Below are 21,340 nucleotides of genomic sequence, written 5' to 3' on the forward strand. Positions count from 1 at the left end.
ACTAGCAGCTGGCCACCCGCGGGAGAGGCTCACCCAGCCAACGCTCGATCATGCTAGCAGCGATAGTCGCCTGGGAGGGAAGAATTATCTTCCGATTCATAGCTAGCGAAATAAAATCCGTGCGGGAAACAAACTTGGCCCAACCGATTTCGTCCTCCTGCAAAACTAGATCGCTATCTTGGGCTGTGGTTTCGGCGGTGAACGCCAGCATTAAAGATCTGGGGAACGGCCAGGCCTGCGAATACAGGTAGCGCACGCAAGTAACTTCAATGCCCACTTCTTCGGCGATCTCGCGGTGGACCGTTTCTTCTGCTGCCTCGCCCGCCTCGACGTAGCCGGCTAGGACCGAGATACGTCTGGGAGCCCAGGCTACGTTGTGAGCGATTAGCAGACGCTCCTGGGGGTCGGTAACCGCGCAAATAATCGACGGATCGGTACGGGGATATTCCACGCACTGGCAGCCTGTGCAACGCCGCTCCCACCCGGCAGCCTGCGCATAGGTAGAGGATCCGCACCGAGCGCAGTAGCCCGCCCTCGAATGCCATGTTGCGAGCGCTAGCGCCGCAGAGGCGAGCGACGAATCGGAGGGGCTGAGCTTGTGTGCCACCTCGCGGATGGGGACCCCTGCGCGCCCAGGTAACTTATCGAGGTCGGCGAAGTAGGCGCCCAGCACTACCCTGCCGTCCACTTTACCTAAGAAGAAAATTCGCCCGGCTGCCACCGCCTGGGAAAGCTGCGGAAATTCACGCGCTATCTCCGGGCACGAAAGTCCACCCAAAGTAGGGGGTTGCTGCTTTGAGAGCAGCACTTGACGCCGCAAATCTACCGCTACCACCCGAGCGGTAGTACACAGGGCGGCAAGGTCTAGATCGGAGCGCAGGGCACAGGCGGCATCAATTCCGCCACGAGCTAGGGGAAGTTTTTGCACCATAGCTTTACACTATTGCTTTGACAGCCGGAGCGCCCGCCGACGGCTGTATTGTAAAGGTATGACTAATAGAGCTGACGGACGCAAGGTTGACGAACTACGCGAAGTAAAAATTAAGCGCAACTGGCTGCAAGAGGGCGAAGGCAACGTCCTCGTATCCTTCGGAAACACCACGGTACTTTGCGTGGCTTCCCTAACCGAAGGGGTACCGCGCTGGCTAAAGGGGCAGGGACGCGGCTGGGTAACTGCCGAATATTCGATGTTGCCGCGCGCCACCGCCACCCGTTCTCAGCGCGAATCCCGCAAGGGCAAAGTTGGGGGTCGCACCCACGAAATCTCGCGGCTAATTGGCCGCTCTCTGCGCGCCATTATCGACACCGAGGCACTTGGGGAGAACACGATTGTCCTCGACTGCGACGTACTCCAAGCAGACGGGGGCACTCGCACCGCTTCAATTACCGGAGCCTACGTAGCACTGGTGGACGCAGTTCGCTACGGACAGAGCAAAGGTCTAATCCGAACTGAAGGGGCGCCGGTACTTACCGATTCTGTATCTGCAATCTCGGTGGGCATTATCGACGGCGAACCACGCCTTGACCTACCTTACGAAGAGGACGTGCGCGCCGAAACTGACATGAACGTGGTCATGACCGGTTCAGGCAAATTTGTCGAGGTTCAAGGTACGGCGGAAGGGGCCCCCTTCGACCGCACCGAACTGGGCAATTTACTAGACTTGGCGGCCTCAGGCTGCGACGAACTGGCTAAGGCGCAAAAGGAAGCTCTAAATGGCTGAGTTGCCGCAGCACACTAAACTCATTTTCGCCACCCACAATCCCCACAAGCTCACTGAGCTACGCCAGATTTTGAGCCAGGAAGTCGAGGCCTTCACACCCGAGTCGCTGGTTTCCGCCGCTGGGATTGGGGCTCCCGAACCGGTCGAGGACGGCGCCACCTTCGCCGAAAATGCGCTCATCAAGGCACGGGCAATCGTGCAGGCAACTGGCATCGCCGCGATCGCCGACGATTCGGGTATTTGTGTAGACATTTTAGGCGGAGCGCCGGGCATTTTTTCTGCCCGTTGGGCAGGCCGCCACGGCGATGACGAGGCGAATTTGGACCTGCTATTAAACCAGCTGGCCGACGTCCCTCAAAAGAACAGGGGGGCTGCCTTCGTCAGTGCCGCTGCCCTGGTGAGCCCCGATGGTACGGAAACAGTACGAACGGGCAAGGTCCGCGGCCAACTGCTTACTGCCCGCCGCGGGCACGGCGGATTCGGCTACGACCCAATCTTTTTGCCCGCCGGCTACCAGCTGACCACGGCAGAAATGAGTGCGGAGCAAAAGAACCAGATCAGCCACCGCGGCATAGCATTTAGGTCTCTAGCACCCCTAATTGCCGAGTTGCTCTAGCAGGCTAGAGCAGATAGGTTTGGCCGTCCTCGGCAAGGTCTACCCCGGCATCCAACAGCTGGGCCGACCCTGCTAAGGCGGCCCCTTCTGCTGAAGTCAAAAATTCTTCGGCCTCACCTAGGCACACCTTAGACTCGGTCCAGGGCTGGATGTGAGTCAGCAGGAGTTTGTGGGCCCCAGCTCGAGCCGCCACAGCAGCAGCTTGAGCCCCATTCAGGTGGATGCCGCGGGCCGTGTCCGCCTTAGTGAAACCACATTCACAAAGGAACAGATCTACTCCCGCAGCCGCCTGAACAATTCCCTCGCATTCGTCAGTGTCGCCACTGTAGCAGAGGGAAACCTGGCCCCCCGTGCGCCCGGGACCGGTCACGGTTAGCGCATAGGCTTCCACAGAGTGATACACCGGCGTGGCTCGAACCTTCAGGTCCCCCACCACGACGTCGCAGGGAAGAGGGCGAAATTCGAACACGTCAGAGTAATCTTCGGCCAGGTCGGAGTTGCCTTCTATACCGCGTACGCGTTCCAGCACCCCTTCGGGGGCGTACACGGGTACCGGCGAAAGCTTCCCCTCGGGATGCCAACGCCTGTAAACCTGCATGGACAAAATGTCTGTACAGTGATCGGCGTGCAAATGCGACAAGAAGATGCCGTCTAGGCTCGCCGGGTTGGCGTGCCGCAGCAAAGCCCCGAACGATCCTGGTCCCATGTCTAAAACAATCTGCGAACTTCCAGCCGAGATCAGATAGCCAGAAGCGGCAGAATCGGGGCCAGACATGGATCCTGATGCGCCAAGAACGGTGAGCTTCACTTAGTCACTCCTATGTGCTTGCTGGAATTACGGGAACGGCCGGGCCCATGATCCTCTTCGCAAGCGAGAGGAACGGTTCTGACGGCCCGGTACAAGTAAATCTGTGTTTTGGAGGGGTGGGTCCCGCCTCTAGGTCCCCCCCTACAAGTTCGCGGTAGACATCTGCCGCCGTCTCGTCGGAGGACGAAACTAGAGTCACTTTTGGCCCCATCACGTAGCTGATAGCGCCCTGCAGGAGCGGATAATGGGTGCATCCCAAAATCAGCGTGTCCACGCCCGCAGCTTTTATGGGTTCCAGATAGGAGCGGGAGACTTTCAGCACTTCTGCGCCGGTAGTAATGCCGGATTCTACGAATTCCACGAAACGGGGGCAGGCCTGCTGAGTAATTTGCAGCCCGGGCACGGCCGCCAGTGCGTCCACGTAGGCTCCCGACCTGACGGTTGCTCTGGTGCCAATTACTCCGATGCGGTTGTTGCGGGTAGCTTCGACAGCACGCCTGGCAGCGGGGCGAATCACTTCCACGACCGGGATGCCCGCTTTGGCAGTGTAGCGTTCGCGGGCGTCGTGCAGGACAGCGGCGGTAGCCGTGTTACAGGCAATCACAAGCATCTTTACGCCGCGTTTGGACACCAGATCGTCCATTACCGCGAGGGCGAGTTCGCGTACCTCGGCGATAGATTTTTCGCCGTAAGGAGTATTGGCAGTGTCGCCGACATAGTAGATAGATTCGTGCGGCAATTGGTCAATAACTGCGCGGGCTACGGTTAGCCCGCCTAGTCCAGAATCAAATATTCCAATCGGCGCGTCGTTCACCGTTCCAGACTACGATGGTTCAGCGCCAGCCTCCATGCGCTCTATCAGTGAAGTCTGCCACCACCCCAGGGCAGAGTAGACGGAGGCCACAAAAACGTTGCGCTGTTCTTCAGTTGGGTCACATTTTTGGGCTTCAAATTGTTCGCGCACGTCTGCTAGCGAAACCCCGCCGGGATTATCCCCATGAATTCCCAAGGCTCCCGCGATGGATAGGCGCAGATCGTTTATTCCGGCCAACCACTGCCACAACTGGCTATGGGGAACAAATATTTGCCCTTGCGGGCCTGATGGCTCGGCCAGCTCTTTTTCCATCACCTGCAGCCGCTCAGTCTTTACCGTGCGCAAGGAATCCTCGGTCAGAGCCCGCAGTTGCGCAGCCACCCTCGGATTCTCGGACAGCGGTGGCAGCAGCCGCCGCAACGACAGCGAATTTGGCTGTTCGCGTTCTTCTTCTGGTTCTAATGCCCCCAGAGCGCCCACCAACTCTAGGTGCGCTAGCGGCGCATCCAAAGCCCTTATCACTTCTTGAACGGCCTGCAGCAGAATGCGTCTTTCCCCCCGGCTTATTCTTGCCAGGTACCCGCCGGGAACGCTTGTGAACGCCTGCATCAGCTGTCCCCATCCGCCGCTACCGTGGCGCCTATCCCGTATTCGTGCAGGGCGGCCGCGATGGCTTCGGCACGCTCGCGCGGGCAGGTAGCTACACTGATACTTCCGTGCCGGTGCAGCTGGTCAACTTTTTGGATAGCGACCCCACGCGTTAGCCCAAATTGTTTTATGAGTACCCGGGTCAAATACGGGTCCAGAGTAACTGGATCTTCCCAAATTCGCACCAGCCAGCGGGCGCAGGTACGCCCCGATTGACTCCGACTAGGCGAACTAAAGCTCATGCCACTAGGGTAGATGGTTTTGAGGCCGAAATATTGGCAAATGAGACGCCTTAGTTGCGAAGGGCGTAAAAATCGTTTTTTCGGGGCGGTATGCCTCCTTTGAAAGTAGACTAAACCTATGACTGCATCACCAGTAACGTCACTATTGACGGACATGTACGAATTGACCATGATCGATGCAACCTTGAAGAGCGGCATTGCGCAAAGACGTTCAGTGTTCGAGCTCTTCGGACGCAAATTGCCTGCCAAGCGCCGGTTTGGGGTGGTTGCGGGCACCGCTCGCATTCTGGAAGCCCTCCAGCGTTTCCATTTCGAGGACGAACAAATCGATTACTTAGCCAAGCAGAAGATCGTTTCCGACGAGTGCTTGGACTTTTTAAAAGGCTTCAAGTTTTCTGGCGACATCATTGGCTATCCCGAGGGCGAATGCTATTTTTCCGGCTCTCCCCTGCTCACGGTCGAATCCACTTTTGCCGAGGCGGTAGTGCTCGAGACTTTGGCACTGTCAATTTTGAATCACGACTGTGCTGTGGCCTCCGCGGCCTCACGTATGACCATCGCTGCCCACGGCCGTCCCTGCATGGATATGGGGGCCCGGCGCACCCACGAACGAGCTGCTATTTCTGCCGCTCGGGCCGCTATTATCGGTGGTTTCAAAGGCACTTCTGATCTGGAAGCTGCAAAGCGCTACGGGATCCCCGCCATTGGTACCGCCGCCCACTCGTTCACGCTTATCCACGACAGTGAAGAGGACGCCTTCGCCGCCCAGATTAATTCGCTCGGCACAGACACGACCCTGCTGGTAGATACCTTCAACGTAGAAAAAGGGGTGGAACGGGCCGTCCAAGCCGCACGCAACGCTGGCGGGGAGCTTGGAACAGTACGCCTCGACTCAGGCGACCTGGTAGCGCAGGCCTTCACTGTTCGGGGCCAACTGGATTCGCTAGGCGCCACAGACACCAAGATCACGGTAACTTCCGACCTCGACGAATATCAGATCGCCGCGCTGGGGGCTGCCCCCGTCGATTCCTACGGAGTGGGCACCCGCCTGGTTACGGGCTCCGGGATCCCCACTGCCGCCCTCGTCTACAAGCTGGTAGAACACGATGGCCCCGACGGCAAGCCGGTTCCGGTAGCCAAAAAGTCCTCTTCCAAAGCTACCGTGGGCGGCAAAAAGTGGGCGGGGCGCATACGCAACGAAGAGGGCTACTCTGCCGAAGAATTGCTAGTCATGGCGGACTCCGAGGAAGAGGCACTAGCAGAATTGTCCAAGCGGGGAGCCCGCCCTCTGCAAGTCACCTACGTAAAAGACGGGGAAATCAACGAATCCTTCATGGGCCCGGCCGCCCTGGCCGAGGCCGCTGAACGGCACGTAACCTCACGCAACGAACTCCCCTACCAGGCATGGCGCCTGTCCGAGGGCGATCCGGCCATAGGCACCACCTACGTGGACATATCCTCGAAGGGGAAGGCCTAACTAACGGGAAAGTAGGGCGGCGAGGGACGAAAGCTCTTCGCCGCCCTTCACGTCTGCTAGCCCGCTCAGAGCAATAATGCCCGCAAAGGAATCATCCCTGAGTCGAGCCAACAAGTCGTCTAAATACTTGCCGTGTTCTAGCACTTTAGACCCGGGATCCAAGTGCAGACGCACATAGGAGGTGCGGCCTATAACCTGCGTGTAGGCCGCCCCCAGGGGTGCCACCTGACATTGCAAATAGCTGATGGGGTCGAACACTAGCGAAAATTCGTCCTCAGTAAAGCATTCCACCAGGTCCAACACTCGGGTGGGCACGTCGCCAAAGTAACCCGGCGCATTCTCGTGTAGGTAGGACATGTCGGCGCGCGCCACCACCTGAATGATTTTCCCTATCCGGTCAATAACCTCGCCTTTGTAGCGATCCGGATTATGCCCGGCCGGAATCTTAAAGGAGTAGCCGCAGATACGCTGACAACCCAATATGCCTGCCACCTCGGTTGCCCTGTAGACCCGGTCCAAGGTGTAATCGTCCTCTACTGACCCGGTGGCTAAATCGGTGCCCAGGGCAACTGCCTGCAAGCCGTAGCGGTCAAGATCTGCTTTCAGCTCCCAGACCTGGCGATCTTCTAAATCCAAAATAGATGTTCCACCGACACTCCTGAGCTCAACTCCAGGCACATGGATGCTAGCCAAATTCTTGAGTTGAGTAGCAGGCGAGTGCGTGAGTAGGCCCGCAACTTGCCACATAGATGCTCCCTGATTCAAAACGCACGTGCATTAGCTTTGCACGCCGCCATTTTACCGTTTTCCTACAAACCAGTCTTGGAGTTTCGAAATACGAGCATGAATTTGCTCAGTAGTTGCCTCGGCTACGGGTGGCCCCCCACAAATTCGCCGCAGTTTCGCGTGAATCGTGGAATGGGCCTGCCCTGAAGAACGCGCCCATTTCGCCACCAAGCGGGAAAGTTCCTTACGCATTTGAGCTCTGGCACGATGGTCAGAGAGGCCGGAATTCTGTGCTCGAGTCATAGCAGCAGCCTGTGCTTTCCGCTGCTGCGCCATCTGCTTAGTTTGGCGCTCGTGCAACAGTGAAACCACCTGATCCGGTTCCAGCAGCCCGGGAATGCCCAAGAATTCTTGTTCTTCAACCGAACCGACCTCGGCAACAGTGCCAAAATCAGAGCCGTCGAACAACACCCCCGCAAATTCGGCGCCCGAATCTATAGCCTCAAATCCACCCAGCAAATCCGCCGAGGCGTTTTCCGTTTTGTTAGCCATAGCGAGGGCGCGTTCTTCAGCACTCATCTGCCCTTCCTCTTCAGCGGAAGGCTTATTCAAGGCGTGGTCGCGCTCAACTTCCAAAGACGCAGCCAGCTCGAGCAGCGGTTCCACGGAGGGCAAAAACACCGAGGCGGTCTCACCCCGCTTGCGAGCGCGCACAAAACGCCCAATAGCCTGCGCGAAATAGAGCGGAGTAGAGGCAGAAGTAGCATAAACCCCCACGGCGAGGCGGGGTACGTCCACGCCCTCGGACACCATGCGCACAGCCACCATCCACCGGTCCGAAGAATTTTGGAACTTGTCTATCTCCTCGGAGGCCCCGTCGTCGTCAGAAAGTACCACCACGGGCGACTTCCCTGTAATGCGCGCCAGGTGGCCTGCATAGGCTCTGGCACGGGTCTGATCGGAGGCAATGACTAACCCAGCAGCATCTGGAATCTGCCTACGCACCAGGTCAAGACGCTGATTAGCTGCCGCCAGCACCTCCTGAATCCACTTCCCATTCGGGTCGAGGGCGGTGCGCCAGGCCTGCTTAGTCATGTCCTTAGTGAGCGGTTCGCCAAGCCGAGCCGATATCTCGTCCCCAGCGCTAGTGCGCCAGTGCATTGAGCCCGAATAAGACAAGAAAATCACCGGGCGCACCACCCCGTCGCGCAGCGCATTGCCGTAGCCATACGTGTAGTCAGCACGCGAACGTTTGATGCCCTGCTCGTCCTCGGCGTAACGCACAAACGGGATCGGCGAAGTATCCGAACGGAAGGGAGTACCGGTCAGGGCCAGCCTGCGCGTCGCACTTTCGAACGCAACCCGGATCCCCTCACCCCACGTTTTAGCGTCACCCGCATGGTGAATCTCGTCGAGAATTACCAGCGTTTTGAACGCCTGGGTACGGACCTGGTGTACTCGCGGATTGGCGGCCACTTGAGCGTAAGTTACCGCAACCCCGTCAAAGTGGGATCCGGCCCTCCCCTGCGAGTTCTGGAAGGAAGGATCAATATGTATGCCCACCCGCGCAGCCGCATCAGCCCACTGGGCCTTTAGATGCTCTGTAGGGCACACAACTGTCATCTTGTCTACCACCCCAGAACCTATCAATTCGGTAGCCACGCGCAGCGCGAACGTGGTCTTGCCCGCCCCGGGAGTAGCTACCGCCAAGAAGTCTTGGGGAGACTGTTCCAGATACTGTTTTAAAGCAGCGGCCTGCCAAGCGCGCAACGACCCCGCAGTGCCCCAGGCCGCCCTCTTCGGGTAAGCCGGAGACAGCTGCTCTGCTGCGAATATAGAAACTTGTTGGGGTTGGCGCTGATGTTCCGCGCTCACTCGCCGTCCGCCCCGAAAGGCCAATTGGGGCCGAAGTTTTTCATCTGTTCGTGGATCGCCTTGCATTTGGGGCAAACGGGGAATCCACTTGGGTCGCGAAGCGGCACCCATACTTTGCCGCACAGGGCCACCACCGGCGAACCCGTTACGGCCGAGGCCGTAGCCTTATCTTTTCGGACGTAGTGGGCGAAACGCTCGTTGTCGCCGTCGTCCTTACTTGGCTTCACTTCTGTCTGGGTGCGTTCCAGCACCGAGGTCGACGAGTCAGGCTGACCGGCCATGTTCCGCATTCCAGAAATGATCATGCCCCCAGTTTAGCTATACGTTTACTGCCGAGCCTGCCTAAGGGAACACATTTTCGCTATTTGCGCAGCCAGGAGCGTTTTGTGCATCGTGTCCATCTGGGCGTTGGCTTAAAAAATTGAAGAGGCCGAGCAGAGCCCGCCCTCTTCAAAAGCTTAGAAAAAAGCCTGTTTACTTCTTGCCAACAGCCTTCTTCAAGGTGGAACCAGCGGAGATGCGAACGCCATAGCCTGCAGGAATCTGGATTTCTTCCTTAGTGCGAGGGTTGCGGCCGGTGCGTGCAGCGCGCTCGACGCGCTCAACCGACATTAGACCAGTGATCTTTACCGGTTCGCCCTTGGACAGGTTTTCGATAAGAATCTCTTGAAATGCGGCCAGGGCGGAATCTGCCTGGGCCTTGGTCAGGGATGCGCGGTCAGCAATGCTCGCGACGAGCTCGGTACGATTTACGGACATTATTTTCCTCTCGTGTAGATAAAGAGTTAGGCACCCGCAGGGCCTACTGTTCAACAGTTCCGACCTTATCGTATAGCCAAAACGGCAACCTAAGCCTGGCATTTAGGCCCAAAACTACCGTTTTGCCATCTTTTCCGAAATCTAGGATCAGATTGCCGGAACTTGTTGTACGGGGTCCCATGATACCCCTATTTCCCACATTTTTCGCAAGAGAATAAGGTTTTCTGCCCCCGCACTTGCCGGGGACTGGACTCAACGCCCACCTCTAGCAGACGCCTAACAGGTACCGCAAATTTCTCGCCTGGAAAAATACACTCGCAATTAGAAATTAACCTTCCCTAAATTATTTGTTTAAATTTCTACACTGCTAAATATTTTCCGGAAAATTCACAGTCAATTTGACCGGGTGATAAATGCGTAACGCAGGCGGCCTCAACTGCCTGCGAGGTGTACTCGCCGAACGGGAAAAGGCACTACCGCGGGCAGCCACTTCCGCCCCTAAAACGTTTTAGAGGCACCGAAAAGAGCAACATTTGGCCAGGCGCTGCCATTTTTCGTGCGATTAGCGTGCCAAATTGAACACTAAAACAGGCTAACAGGGACTAACTCAGACTAAAAGCACCCTCGAGCTTTTCCGCGCCATTGCAATGGAAAACCCCGCCATTCCAACGGAAGAGCGGGGTAATAGTGGAGATGCGGGGAATCGAACCCCGGTCCGGCGGCCGGCCCTTAGAGCTTCTCCGGGCGCAGTCTGCGAATGATTTTCTTGGCCCTATGCGCTCTTGCAGACAAGACACATAACAGGCCCAGCCATCAAAGTGTCGTTATCTAGCCGATGGCGAGCTAGACAACCAGTGGCCTCCTAAACGACGCCAGTTCCAGGTCGAAGGCAACCCCTGGGCTGACGGATTTGCCTCGCGCTTAGGCAGCGAGAGCGAAATCGGTGCGATTGTGTTCGGCACCTATTGTTTTGTGAAGAGCGTTATCGAGTGGACTCCACGTCCTCGGCCCGCTTCCTCTAAACCGACGACCACCGTCGAAACCGATCATCCCCTGTGTAGTTTTTAAACAGCAAAACTGCGAAAAACGATGGTAGCACGCTCCCGCCGCTGCGGCAAGAGCTCATTCCCAGCTACCGGTCCGCTCGTATTCGCGCATAGCTCGCAGTGATTCTCGCTTATCCTGTGCCTCCCGCAGCGCCTGGCGCTTGTCCCAATCCTGCTTACCGCGAGCTAAAGCAATCTGCACCTTAACTCGCCCTCGAACGAAGTAAAGCTCGAGCGGAACCACCGTGTATCCCTTCGCTTGAACTTCCATTGCAAGCTTTTGGATCTGCCGCTTGTGCAATAGGAGCTTCCGCTTGCGACGAGGGGAATGGTTGGTCCACGACCCCGACAGGTACTCGGGAATCATAGCCCCCTGCAACCAGGCTTCTCCGCGATCCAGTTCCACCCACGCCTCGGCTATCGAGGCGCGCCCCATGCGCAGCGCCTTCACCTCAGTTCCCATGAGCGATAAGCCCGCTTCGTAAGTATCCTCGATGAAGTAGTCATGCTTAGCTTTCTTATTGCGCGCAATAACCTTCACCGCATCCGCCTCGGCCTTAGCCTTCTGAGCGGCGGACTGCTTGTTTTTCTTCCATTCCTTAGCCATACTTCACCCCCAAAAAGTGCGATAGCTATTGTACACGCCCGTCAGAAACCGGGAAGAGACATGGGGTCTATAGTCTGCCCATTTTGGTGCACTTCGTAGTGGGCATGGCAGCCGGTCACACGCCCAGTGGCACCCGTGTAACCAATCAGCTGGCCCTGCTTGACGTGCTGTCCGGGACCCACCACATACTGCTGAAGATGCAAGTGCATAGTGACCCACGAACTACCACCGATTACGCCGTGGTTGATCATTACCCCGTTCCCGCCGGTATCGTAGTCGCCTACCTCTGCAACGGTGCCGTCAGCCGTGGCATATTGCGGGGTGCCGCAGGCATTGCCGAGGTCGACGCCCTCGTGCAAGATTGCGGTCCCCAAGATCGGGTGAGTGCGATACCCCCACGGGGAAGTAACGATTAGCGGACCCGCTACGGGATGGATGAAGATACCCCCGGTGGGAGCTGGCGCCCCTGCTCCCCCAGCCAGATTCTTCTGATCCAGCTCGTTGATCTTGCCCTGATATTTGGCAACGTCTTTCGAGGCGGCATCCAGGTCTTTTTGAGCCTCCCCCTTGCGAGCGTTCAATTCTTTAGAAAGTGCCTCATTTTTTTGTTTGAGCGCACCCAGATCTTCGAGCCGCTTCTGCTGGGCTTTGGCCGCTGACTCAGCCGCCTGAGCAGTCTTCCTGGCCTCCGCTTCCAGACCCGCAATTTGCTGGGTCAGCGCATTCTGGCGGTCCTCGGCATTGCGGGTGTTCGCAAGCTCTGCTTCCACATTCGCTAAATTCGCGGACTCGGCCCGCGACACCTGGTCTGCCGCCGCGCTGGCCTTCGAAAACTGCTCGGTGGTGGCAGAAGTCATTGCCAGACGCAACGTTGCCGAACGCCCATTTTGCCGGTACGCCTTGGCAGCTACCGCAGCAATTTTGGCTGCAGTAGCGTCGGCCTCTTTCTTTGAAGAGTCAATCTTGTCCACTAGCCGCTGCTGCTCGGCCTTAGCCACGTCGAGTTGGTCGGCCACCTGCTGATGTTTGCGCTGGGCCGCGCCGAACTGACTTTGAGCGTCAGCCAAAGACTTTTGTGCCCCGGGCAAAGCCGCATTCACCTTATCCAGTTCCAAAGCAGACTTTGAAAGATCCGCGTTTATGCCCTCTAGAGCACTGCGAGCCTTGGCCTCGCGCTGGGCGGCACTATCGCGTTTATTCACCGCGTCCCCGCGTTCGTCAGCAAAAGCTGAAGTCGCAAAACTTGCACTCAAGAGAACTGCCATAGATGCAGCCAGAAACTTTTTCATTTAAATCCTCGTATACCTCGCGAGCGAACCCAGCGACGCTAGAACCGTAACCACGATGGCCGACAAGAGTAGCCACGGGGAAATCCACAGCACGTCGGAGGTAGTAATCAGATCTACCCACCTGAAAGACGAACGCAACCAACCTTGGATAAAGAACTTCACTCCAGCCGCGAGCGCGCCCACGGCTAGCACAGCCCCAATGATCGCGGCGATTGCGCCCTCGAGCATGAAGGGCAGTTGGATGAATAGGTTCGACGCCCCCACTAGGCGCATAATCTCGGTGCGTTTTTGCCGCAGCAAGGCACTAACCCGAATGGTGGTGGCAATGAGCAGCACAGCAGCCAGCGACATAATTCCGGCCAGCCCCCACGACAAAATCGTGGCCTTATTGAGCACGTTGAACAAAGGCTCTACTACCTGGCGCTGGTCCTGGACGGACTGCACCCCGTTCTGACCGGTAAGCTCGTCGGCAATCACCTGGTACTGGCGCGGATCCTTGAGCTTTACGCGGAACGACACAGGCAGCATGTCGGCAGTAGTGGCCTCGCCAAGCGGAGTATCCCCTAGCTGCTCACGAAATTCCTTGAGCGCCTGCTTCTGGTCGACAAAGTCGACCTTTTGGATGAGCTTGGCAAGTTCTGGGCTGCGCAGGCGAGCCTTTACCTTTTCTATCTGCTCCTCCGAGGCCGCCTGCCCTCCACAAGAGTCAGAGGTATCGGACTGAGCACACATGGAAACGGTGACTTCTACCTTGGAATACCACTGCTTAGACATGCGGTTCACCTGAACCTGCGAAAGAGCCCCAGCCCCCACGAAAAGCAGCGACACAAACGTCACCAAGATAACCGAAACCGTCATCACCCAGTTGCGGAAGATGCCCTTGAACGCCTCAGAAACTACTAACCAAAAACGCATTATTTACCTCGTAGCCCCGTAGACGCCGTGTAGTTGGTCTCGCGAAATCTTCCCGTCAACGAGCTCAATAACTCGTTTGCGCAACGCGTCCACGATCTCGTCGTCGTGTGTTGCCATTACCACGGTCGTGCCAGTCCTGTTGATGCGATCGAGCAGCCGCATAATCCCGATCGACGTAGTGGGATCCAGGTTGCCAGTTGGCTCATCAGCCAACAACAACTGAGGACGGTTCACCATCGCCCTCGCAATAGCTACACGCTGCTGTTCGCCACCAGAAAGCTGGTGAGGATAGCGCTTGCCCTTACCTTCCAAGCCCACCATCTGCAGAACTTCGGGGACCTCAGTTTTGACTGTGTGCCGCGGCTTGCCAATTACTTGCAGCGCCAGGGCCACGTTGTCAAAGACAGTCTTATTATCCAAGAGCGCAAAATCTTGAAAGACGGTGCCGATCTTGCGGCGCAACTGAGGCACCCGCCAAGAAGAAAGCGCAGTCACATCTTTGCCGGCTACAAATAGGTGCCCGGCCGTGGGCCGCAAAGACCGCAACACCAGGTTCAAAAACGTGGATTTTCCCGACCCAGATTGCCCCACCAGGAACACAAACTCGCCCTTGTCGATCTGGACCGAGATGTCATCCAAAGCCGGCCTAGCGCCCCGCTTGTAGACCATCGAAACATTGTCGAAGGTAATCATCGTTCTCCGGTTCCTAGACATGACTGACGCATCTAGGCTAAAGCGCAACCGCCGCTTTAGGCCTTAGACACGCAGGTAATGCCAATTACGCCAGAGAAGGGCACGCCCTCATTCGGCCTGCGCGCCCTTGCGCCAGCGGATGCCAGCGTCGATAAAGCCGTCCAGGTCCCCGTCGAAAACTGCGCTCGGATTACCGGATTCAAAGTTGGTACGCAGATCCTTCACCATCTGGAACGGCTGCAACACGTAAGAGCGCATCTGGTCTCCCCAAGAGGCCTTCACGTCGCCCTTCAACTCGTCGCGTTTCGCCTTTTCCTCTTCCTGCCGCAGGGCCAACAGCCTAGACTGCAGCACCCGCAACGCCGAGGCCCTATTTTGAATCTGCGATTTTTCGTCTTGCATGGATACCACAATCCCGGTGGGAAGGTGTGTCATTCGCACCGCCGAATCCGTAGTGTTCACCGACTGGCCACCAGGCCCAGAAGACCGGAAAACGTCGATTTTCAGATCAGAATCGGGAATTTCTATGTGATCTGTAGATTCAATTAGCGGAATCACTTCCACCGCCGCAAACGACGTCTGCCTGCGGCCCTGATTGTCAAACGGAGAAATACGCACCAACCTGTGCGTGCCGCCCTCGACAGACAACCGCCCGTAGGCGTAAGGCTCATTGACCTGGAACGTAGCCGACTTTATGCCCGCCTCTTCCGCATAAGAGGTATCCATTACCTTATAGGAGTAGCCGTGCCGTTCCGCCCACCTGGTGTACATCCGAAGCAACATCTGCGCAAAGTCGGCAGCATCAACCCCGCCCGCTCCCGAGCGGATCGTGACCACAGCGGAGCGTTCGTCGTACTCACCCGACATTAGAGTGCGGATTTCTAGCTCCCCTAAATCTTTGCCGAGGGCGGCCAAGTCTGAAGCAGCCTCGGCTTGCAGCATTTCCTTTTCCTCGCCCTCAGATTCTTCAGCTAGCTCAAACAGTGCCTGCGTGTCAGCAAGACGGTGCTCCATCTTCTGAACCCGCTCAAGTTCAGACTGGGCATGCGAAAGCTTAGAGGTAACTGCCTGAGCTTTCTCCTGATCATCCCAAAGGTCGGGGGCCGCAGCCTGCTTGGAAAGGTCAGCGATTTTGGCGCGCAGGGACTCCAAGTCGGTAACTGCCTCAATCTGACCTAATTTGTGCCGCAGTGTTTCGAGTTCTTCAGAATAATCAATAGCCACCCCTCCAGGGTAAAGCACAACTGCCAAAAAGCAGCATCAATCAGATGCCATCCTCGCTGTCGAGACCGCCCTCAGCTGAACCGTGGGGGCAATCTGCGAAAGAGCTGGGGGCAAAAAGCGAAGTTCCCCACGTGCGGTGAGCTCCACTCGGGCAAGCTCCGGCTCAGGCAAGCTCACTCGCACCACGCGCGGGCTGGCCAACCGCTCACGCTGCCTAAATTCGCTAACGGCCTGTTCACGAACCCGCTGCTTTGCCTTTTGCACCGCAAGCACAGGCCGCCCCGAAGTAGCACCCACATAGTAGGAGTTAGTCGAAATGCCTCGGGTAGCCCCGGTTGCCAGCGTGTCGGCGGCAGCCACCAGCTGCTTCTGCTGCAAGTACAAGCTGGCAACTGAAGCTGCTCCAAAAATAACCAGCAGAATCAGCACAGCAAACCCTAGGGACAAAATCAGGATCCGCCCCTCCTCGTGCCCGTTTTTCATGAAGCCTGCCTGTAGAGGGGTACGCTCCCACTAGAGGTAACTAAGACTTTGGTGTCTACAGCTTTTCCAACAATTGCGGGCACGCCCGGCAAAGTGACCCGCGCACTAACTCTCAAGCTGGCAGTCTGCCCCGGTTTACAAGGGCCGCTCTTACAGGAGACGCGCACCTTGGGAACAGCTTCAATCCCCTGATCAGCAAAGGACATCTTTGCGATCTGTTCGAGCTGGGACGTATCTGCCCTGCCAGAAGCCAAGACGCGGGAAACCTCGCGCACCCCAGATTCGGCTGCGAACGAAGCCCCCTCCAAGGTGGCAATGATCAAGATCAGCTGCACTAGAGGCAACAGCAACACCAAGGTGACACCAATAAATTCGATTGTCACATCCCCGCGTTCAGAATGCACGAACTGGCTCCTCAACCAATGAACGGCCCGAAAGCTCCAACTTATTTGGAATGCCCCAGGGGCCAATTAGCGGCAAATCCACCCTGACCCTGGCTACGATCATTCGCCTCCCTCTGACGGGGCTAGGTTGTTCGGTAAAACTGACCTTACCCACGTGAAGGCCGGGCGCACCCGTATGAATCATCTGCTTGACTCGAGCACTCCCCTCGGCCTGGGAAGCACCGTAAAGACCGGCTCGGCGGGCCCCCTCGCCAGCGGCGTCAATACCTATTGCGCGCACATGCAGTATGAGTGCCAGCTGCAACAAAGCAAATACCACCGCCAGCAAAAGGGCGCTAATCATTACAAACGAGGCAATGGCCGAGCCGTCCTCGCGGACTTTACTAACCAATTGTGATCATCGAGATGGCGCGTTCGAACAGCCCCTTGAGCTGAGGGCCAGCCAGCGCCCAAATCATCATTACCAGCCCGGCCGTCATGACGGTAACCATTACCCATCCGGGCACGTCACCCCGTTCGCTAGGCCTACAAAGCAAATTTTTTAATCTTTGAATCTTCATTTCTATTCCAATCTGAGTGCTAGTAGCCCCGGGTAGAGGGCAAACAGGACAACTTGGGGCAAAATCACGAACACTACCGGCAGGAGCATTGCAATTTCGCGTTTTCCGCCCTCTTCCAGCAACATTTTCCTGGTTTGGGCGCGACAATCTGCAGCTTGAGCGCGCAAAACTGGGGCGAGCGGGGTACCACGTTCCACAGCGGTCACGGTGGCGTCTACCAGGCGGGCAAGCGGCGGACAGTCGTTGGCCGCAGACACTTGAGTCAATGATCTAGACAGGGGCAGCCCGGCTTTCAGGGAGCGCGTTGCCCGCCCGAATTCTTCACCAATTATTCCCGAGGCCGAATCCGCCACCCGTTCCAGGGCAGCTGCCAGACCTTCCCCAGCACCTACCGCAAGCGCTAGCAGTTCTGCGGCATCGGGCAGTTGTGTGCTTAGCAAGCGCTGATGCCTTTTTGCCTGAGTAGTGAGGTACTGATCGCGTCCCAGCCCGCCGCCGAGGGCACCGAAGGCCACAAACAGCAGGGCAAATACGATTGGCATTCCCCGGAGTGACATCGCGGCAATGGCCGCTACCACCGCCACTGCAGCTCCGCAGGCGGCCCAAAGCGCCTGGCTACGCCTAAATTCGCCAAGACTAACGTGTCCTCCGGCTTGGCGGAGGCGCCGTTGCACAGATTGGTTAGTGGAACCGGCTGTATTGAGCACCGAACGAGCCCACTTCGATACTTGGAAGATCAGCTGCGCGAGGAGGGACTGACGTTTTTGCGAGGGCGAAAGGTAGGCGCTAACGCGCGAGGCCAGGGTATTGCGTCCGGCCCATATCCACCACAGCACACAGAGGATACCCAGGCCGAAGGCAAACCCCACGATTGCACCCCAGCTCATGCCAGAGTCCTCTGGTCTTTGGGCAGCGCCGCAATTTTGACCATCGCCCAGTAGGCCAGCGCAGACATCACTGCCCCTGCCACCAAGACGGCTGCCCCTTTGGCACTTTGATAGGCTCGGGCGGCAGAAGGCTCCAGGCACATTAGAGCCACCACGATCCACGGCGCTATTACTGCTAGACGAGCTCCATTTACTGTCCAAGATTGACGCGCTTCCAACTCTCCACGAGTGCGCGCATCTTCCCGCAGCAGGTGCGCCAGTGACCGCAGCAGTTCCGACAAGTCGGTGCCGCCAACGGTGTGCGAAATGCGCAGTGCCTCGACTATGCGGTCGCCAACCGGATCTGCCAGACGCTCTTTTAATTTAGTGAGCGCCTGGTCAAACTTCCCACTGGCCGCTAGATCGGAAGCAAAGGCCCGCATGTGCGGGCGCAATACCGCCGGCCCTTTTTGCCCCAGAGCAATAAGAGTGTCCGGCAGCGCCATGCCCGCACTTATACCCGATATCATGTCGTCTATAACGTCGGGCCACACCTGCCGCCTGGCTGCATAAATACGCTTCCTACGCATGTGAAGTAGGAATGTTGGCAGCCCCGCCACTCCAGCCCCAATAATGAGGGCAACCACTAAGGTTTGCGTGAGCGCAGCAACTAGCGCAAGCGTTGCAATGCCAGCGAAGGCACAGGCAAGCACATACTGGGTGGGACTAATGGAACTAACTTCGGCCGTGCGCAGCAGGTGTGCAACTTTGGAAGGGCCCCTAAATCTGCGCGGGGGCGGGGTGGTTTGCGACCGGTAAACCAGAACTATTCCCACACCTAGGAAGAAACCTATTGTCAACCCCATCACGCCACCGCCAGCAGCTTTGCCAAGTCTAGCCCCACAGCTCTAAAACGCTCGTGGGCGTCGAGTGAACCACTGTCGCGCACCAGGCGACCATTGCGCGAGCTAAACAGCGTAGCCGCTTCCACTACGCCGCCCTCGACCCGCCCAGTTACGGCATTGACGTGATCAATGCGCCTAAACCCGCGCGCATCCATGCTCACGTGGACAACTAGATCTAGTGCCTTGGCTACCGTGGGCACTACGAACCCCTCAGTAACGTTGGGGCCAGCAAGCAACGGCAGCACCGTTAGCTTCGACAAAGCCTCGCGCGCGGAGTTGGCGTGGATGGTGCACATGCCCGGGATACCTGAATTCAAGGCGATGAGGAGGTCGAGGGCCTCAGCAGAGCGAACCTCGCCGATAATCAAATTAGAGGGGCGCATTCGCAAGGCTTCCTTTACCAGGTGCCGTAGCGTCACTTCGCCGCTTCCGTCCAAATTTGCCGGGCGAGTTTGCATCGCCACACAGTCGCGCGCAGACAGGTCCAGTTCAAAGACTTCCTCGCAAGTGACCACGCGCGCGGAGGCAGCAATAGCTCCCGCCAACGCTCGCAGCAGTGTGGTTTTCCCCGCCCCCACCGCACCGGAAACCAAAACATTGAGCCCAGCTAGTACCGCGGCGTCCAAAAACTGCGCCACCTGCGGGGTCAGCATGCCCAATTTCACCAACTCATTTAGCCGCCTAGCTTTAGCTACATGCTTCCTTATGTTTACCGACCAGTGGTGCGCAGCCACGGGTGGGATTACGGCGTGCAGGCGCTCGCCCGAAGCTAGCTGTGCGTCCACGAAAGGCGAGGACAAATCTAGGCGTCGCCCAGAGGCTCGAAGCATGCGTTCTACCAGTTCACGTACCTGAGTGTCAGTTAAAATCGCCGTTGTCAGCTGCGCTCTGCCGTCTTTTGCAACAAAAACTCGTGAGGGGGAATCAATCCATATTTCTTCTATAGTGGGATCGTCCAGGTATTTTTGTAACGGCCCCAATCCACACACGTTGTCTACCAGTTGAAGAATGATTTCGTCGCGTTCTTCCGCCCGCAGGCTCTGGAAATTGTCTACCTGCGCTTCAATTATTTTGCGGGCAGCCTCTGAATCGTTGGTGGGATCTACCGCCGAGTCGGATAAGGCTTGCTGCACCTGGGACGTGAGCGCAGCTGGCATCGTTGTCAACTTGAACTCAATTCTGTTGTCGAGGGGTTACGCTCAGAGAATACTTGACGCTTGCTAATTTTTCAGCAATGTAGCAAAAATTGTGGATAACTTTTTCTATTTAATGCTTAATATTTTTTAATATTTCTCCTCCATAATTCTCATTTTATTTTCATAATTCGAGTTCCTGACGCTTTGCCACCTTCGCTCTTCCCCGTTTCACTCGGCGCTCTTGCCCACTTCGTCCCTTAGGCTTAAAGAGTGAACGATCGAGACAGGCTAACCCTTGCTGCGTTAGCGACGGCTGCCCTCCCCGAGCGCGAATTTGTTGGCGTCAGCGGGCAGGCCATATCTAGCGGGGACGTAACCCGGGTGGACGTAGTGGATTCGACCGGCAAAAAGTGGACAGTAGCGCGCCCGGATTCCGAAGCAGCAGGAGCCGAGATCATCGGACAACTTTCAGTATTGCAGCTGCTTCTCAACTTCTCCAAAGAAGGAAAGATATCTTTCCAGGTTCCCACTCCGGCAGGGTGGGCGCCTCTATTGGAGGGCGGCAGAGCTGCCGTTTATCCTGCGCTCGAGGGCGCAAGCGCGGACGTCGAAGCCATGACGCCGGCATTGGCGACTTCGTTTGCCGAAGGCATGTGCCAGCTGCACACGTTGCCTACAACCGCCTTTTCTGCACAGGGCGTACCCACTTTCACAGCTGAGGAATGCCGCAACCGACTGCTGGCAGATTTAGATGAAGCCGCTCCCGCTCGCGTAATTCCCAAGCGGCTCTGGCAGCGTTGGGAGGAAATGCTCGAGAATGTGTCCTGGTGGCGTTTCAACCCGCGGTTTGTTCACGGCGCCATATCTGCCGACTCCGTCCTCTTCAAGGCCGGCCGGCTAAGCGCGCTACACGACTTTTCTAGCTGCCATATTGGCGATCCTGCCCGCGATCTTTCTTGGCTTATGGCGATTGCTTCTCCTGAGGCAATCGAAGCGGCCCTGCAAGCCTACTCCCCTGCTAAGCCAGACCCGCACCTTGCCGAACGCGCCGAGCTCGATTCTGAACTTGCCTTAGTTCGCTGGCTCTTGCATGGGATGCACCGCAAGGACTTGCAAATCATAGAAGATGCCAGGCAAATGCTACGCGACTTAGCTGACCTGGTACTCGACAATCCCAACCCACGCGAATCGGTTTCGGCGGCCTTCCAGAGTGCCTCCCCCGTACTCGGCACCCCGGTGGGGGACTCTACGGCAGTCAACACTTCTGCGCAACCAAGTAGCGACGAGTCTAGCTCTACTCCGAGCAATGGCGAACCTGAGCAGAAGCGGGCCGGCGAGGCGGATTCTGAAGCTGTCACCACCGTTATCCCATTTGAACAGCTGGTTGCCGAGGGACACGCCGAACCCGAAAGTGACGAAAACTAAACTCCGTCACCTTGACACTGCAAAACTAACTTGCCTATAGTAAGCTTTTTGTGGTTGGGCAGAGGCTCAACCAGGAAGTTCCGGCCCAAACAGCGTGGCCC

At 57.2% G+C, this 21,340-nt stretch carries 25 protein-coding genes and 1 other RNA gene; 4 read left to right on the plus strand and 22 right to left on the minus strand.

What is annotated here, in order from left to right:
- Position 1 precedes the first annotated feature (1 nt).
- Entirely contained in the window at positions 2-931 is a 930-nt protein-coding gene (nudC, locus tag G437_RS0103565) for an NAD(+) diphosphatase (protein ID WP_024331222.1), read from the minus strand.
- Between the two features lie 58 nt (positions 932-989).
- On the opposite strand from nudC, the gene rph reads away from it, so the two are divergent.
- Both rph and rdgB read left to right on the plus strand, forming a co-directional pair.
- Positions 990-1,721: a ribonuclease PH gene (gene rph, locus G437_RS0103570; protein WP_024331223.1), complete on the plus strand. Its 732-nt coding sequence runs from the start codon at positions 990-992 to the stop codon at positions 1,719-1,721.
- Entirely contained in the window at positions 1,714-2,337 is a 624-nt protein-coding gene (rdgB, locus tag G437_RS0103575; RefSeq protein ID WP_029769234.1) for an RdgB/HAM1 family non-canonical purine NTP pyrophosphatase, read from the plus strand. Before rph ends, rdgB begins: the two co-directional genes overlap by 8 nt.
- 4 nt (positions 2,338-2,341) lie before the next feature.
- Here rdgB and G437_RS0103580 read toward each other — a convergent pair whose 3' ends face one another.
- The 4 genes from G437_RS0103580 to G437_RS11410 are packed head-to-tail and all read right to left on the minus strand — an operon-like array spanning position 2,342 to position 4,849.
- On the minus strand, positions 2,342-3,145 hold the full coding sequence (locus G437_RS0103580) for an MBL fold metallo-hydrolase (protein ID WP_024331225.1): 804 nt from the start codon (positions 3,143-3,145) through the stop codon (positions 2,342-2,344).
- 10 nt (positions 3,146-3,155) lie between these two features.
- Positions 3,156-3,959, minus strand: coding sequence for a glutamate racemase (gene murI / locus G437_RS0103585; RefSeq protein ID WP_024331226.1), 804 nt, complete (start codon positions 3,957-3,959; stop codon positions 3,156-3,158).
- A gap of 9 nt (positions 3,960-3,968) precedes the next feature.
- Entirely contained in the window at positions 3,969-4,568 is a 600-nt protein-coding gene (locus G437_RS0103590) for a DUF2017 family protein (RefSeq protein WP_024331227.1), read from the minus strand.
- Positions 4,568-4,849, minus strand: coding sequence for an ATP-dependent Clp protease adaptor ClpS (locus G437_RS11410; RefSeq protein WP_070454744.1), 282 nt, complete (start codon positions 4,847-4,849; stop codon positions 4,568-4,570). Before G437_RS11410 ends, G437_RS0103590 begins: the two co-directional genes overlap by 1 nt.
- 118 nt (positions 4,850-4,967) lie before the next feature.
- On the opposite strand from G437_RS11410, the gene G437_RS0103600 reads away from it, so the two are divergent.
- Entirely contained in the window at positions 4,968-6,326 is a 1,359-nt protein-coding gene (locus tag G437_RS0103600) for a nicotinate phosphoribosyltransferase (protein ID WP_024331229.1), read from the plus strand.
- Here the strand turns inward: G437_RS0103600 and G437_RS0103605 are convergent, their stop codons facing one another.
- From G437_RS0103605 to G437_RS0103685, 17 genes are all read right to left on the minus strand, one after another.
- The gene (locus G437_RS0103605; protein WP_162138734.1) at positions 6,327-7,019 is read right to left on the minus strand and encodes a sugar phosphate isomerase/epimerase family protein; all 693 of its coding nucleotides are present in this window, start codon (positions 7,017-7,019) and stop codon (positions 6,327-6,329) included.
- Between the two features lie 105 nt (positions 7,020-7,124).
- Entirely contained in the window at positions 7,125-8,993 is a 1,869-nt protein-coding gene (locus G437_RS0103610; RefSeq protein WP_425273936.1) for a DEAD/DEAH box helicase, read from the minus strand.
- A complete protein-coding gene (locus G437_RS0103615; RefSeq protein ID WP_231782313.1) occupies positions 8,924-9,232 on the minus strand; it encodes a DUF3039 domain-containing protein in 309 nt (102 codons plus the stop codon). Before G437_RS0103615 ends, G437_RS0103610 begins: the two co-directional genes overlap by 70 nt.
- A 169-nt stretch (positions 9,233-9,401) precedes the next feature.
- Complete coding sequence (locus G437_RS0103620; RefSeq protein WP_004807577.1) at positions 9,402-9,686, minus strand: HU family DNA-binding protein; 285 nt, start codon at positions 9,684-9,686, stop codon at positions 9,402-9,404.
- Positions 9,687-10,371: 685 nt separating this feature from the next.
- Positions 10,372-10,740, minus strand: a transfer-messenger RNA (tmRNA) gene (gene ssrA, locus G437_RS11165).
- Positions 10,741-10,808: 68 nt separating this feature from the next.
- On the minus strand, positions 10,809-11,339 hold the full coding sequence (gene smpB / locus G437_RS0103630; RefSeq protein ID WP_024331233.1) for an SsrA-binding protein SmpB: 531 nt from the start codon (positions 11,337-11,339) through the stop codon (positions 10,809-10,811).
- A gap of 41 nt (positions 11,340-11,380) precedes the next feature.
- On the minus strand, positions 11,381-12,628 hold the full coding sequence (locus G437_RS0103635) for a M23 family metallopeptidase (RefSeq protein WP_024331234.1): 1,248 nt from the start codon (positions 12,626-12,628) through the stop codon (positions 11,381-11,383).
- On the minus strand, positions 12,629-13,543 hold the full coding sequence (gene ftsX / locus G437_RS0103640; protein WP_024331235.1) for a permease-like cell division protein FtsX: 915 nt from the start codon (positions 13,541-13,543) through the stop codon (positions 12,629-12,631). It lies immediately after the preceding gene.
- 3 nt (positions 13,544-13,546) lie between these two features.
- A complete protein-coding gene (ftsE, locus tag G437_RS0103645; RefSeq protein ID WP_024331236.1) occupies positions 13,547-14,236 on the minus strand; it encodes a cell division ATP-binding protein FtsE in 690 nt (229 codons plus the stop codon).
- Between the two features lie 108 nt (positions 14,237-14,344).
- A complete protein-coding gene (gene prfB / locus G437_RS0103650; protein ID WP_024331237.1) occupies positions 14,345-15,460 on the minus strand; it encodes a peptide chain release factor 2 in 1,116 nt (371 codons plus the stop codon).
- A 36-nt stretch (positions 15,461-15,496) separates the two neighbouring features.
- Positions 15,497-15,943, minus strand: coding sequence for a hypothetical protein (locus G437_RS0103655; protein ID WP_024331238.1), 447 nt, complete (start codon positions 15,941-15,943; stop codon positions 15,497-15,499).
- Positions 15,940-16,347 (minus strand): hypothetical protein, encoded by a 408-nt coding sequence (locus G437_RS0103660; RefSeq protein ID WP_024331239.1) that lies wholly within the window; start codon positions 16,345-16,347, stop codon positions 15,940-15,942. The genes G437_RS0103655 and G437_RS0103660 overlap by 4 nt, the downstream gene beginning before the upstream one ends.
- Positions 16,337-16,738, minus strand: coding sequence for a hypothetical protein (locus tag G437_RS0103665; RefSeq protein WP_024331240.1), 402 nt, complete (start codon positions 16,736-16,738; stop codon positions 16,337-16,339). The genes G437_RS0103660 and G437_RS0103665 overlap by 11 nt, the downstream gene beginning before the upstream one ends.
- On the minus strand, positions 16,731-16,853 hold the full coding sequence (locus G437_RS11605; protein ID WP_269431442.1) for a hypothetical protein: 123 nt from the start codon (positions 16,851-16,853) through the stop codon (positions 16,731-16,733). Before G437_RS11605 ends, G437_RS0103665 begins: the two co-directional genes overlap by 8 nt.
- A gap of 56 nt (positions 16,854-16,909) precedes the next feature.
- Positions 16,910-17,794 carry a type II secretion system F family protein gene (locus G437_RS0103675; RefSeq protein ID WP_024331241.1) on the minus strand — a complete coding sequence of 295 codons (885 nt, stop codon included), beginning with the start codon at positions 17,792-17,794 and terminating at the stop codon, positions 16,910-16,912.
- Complete coding sequence (locus G437_RS0103680) at positions 17,791-18,639, minus strand: type II secretion system F family protein (RefSeq protein ID WP_024331242.1); 849 nt, start codon at positions 18,637-18,639, stop codon at positions 17,791-17,793. The genes G437_RS0103675 and G437_RS0103680 overlap by 4 nt, the downstream gene beginning before the upstream one ends.
- On the minus strand, positions 18,639-19,835 hold the full coding sequence (locus tag G437_RS0103685; protein WP_024331243.1) for a TadA family conjugal transfer-associated ATPase: 1,197 nt from the start codon (positions 19,833-19,835) through the stop codon (positions 18,639-18,641). Before G437_RS0103685 ends, G437_RS0103680 begins: the two co-directional genes overlap by 1 nt.
- Positions 19,836-20,084: 249 nt before the next feature.
- On the opposite strand from G437_RS0103685, the gene G437_RS0103690 reads away from it, so the two are divergent.
- Positions 20,085-21,239: a phosphotransferase gene (locus tag G437_RS0103690; protein WP_024331244.1), complete on the plus strand. Its 1,155-nt coding sequence runs from the start codon at positions 20,085-20,087 to the stop codon at positions 21,237-21,239.
- The last annotated feature ends 101 nt before the right edge of the window (positions 21,240-21,340 follow it).

The organism is Winkia neuii subsp. neuii DSM 8576 (genome assembly GCF_000420405.1).
Lineage (GTDB): Bacteria > Actinomycetota > Actinomycetes > Actinomycetales > Actinomycetaceae > Winkia > Winkia neuii.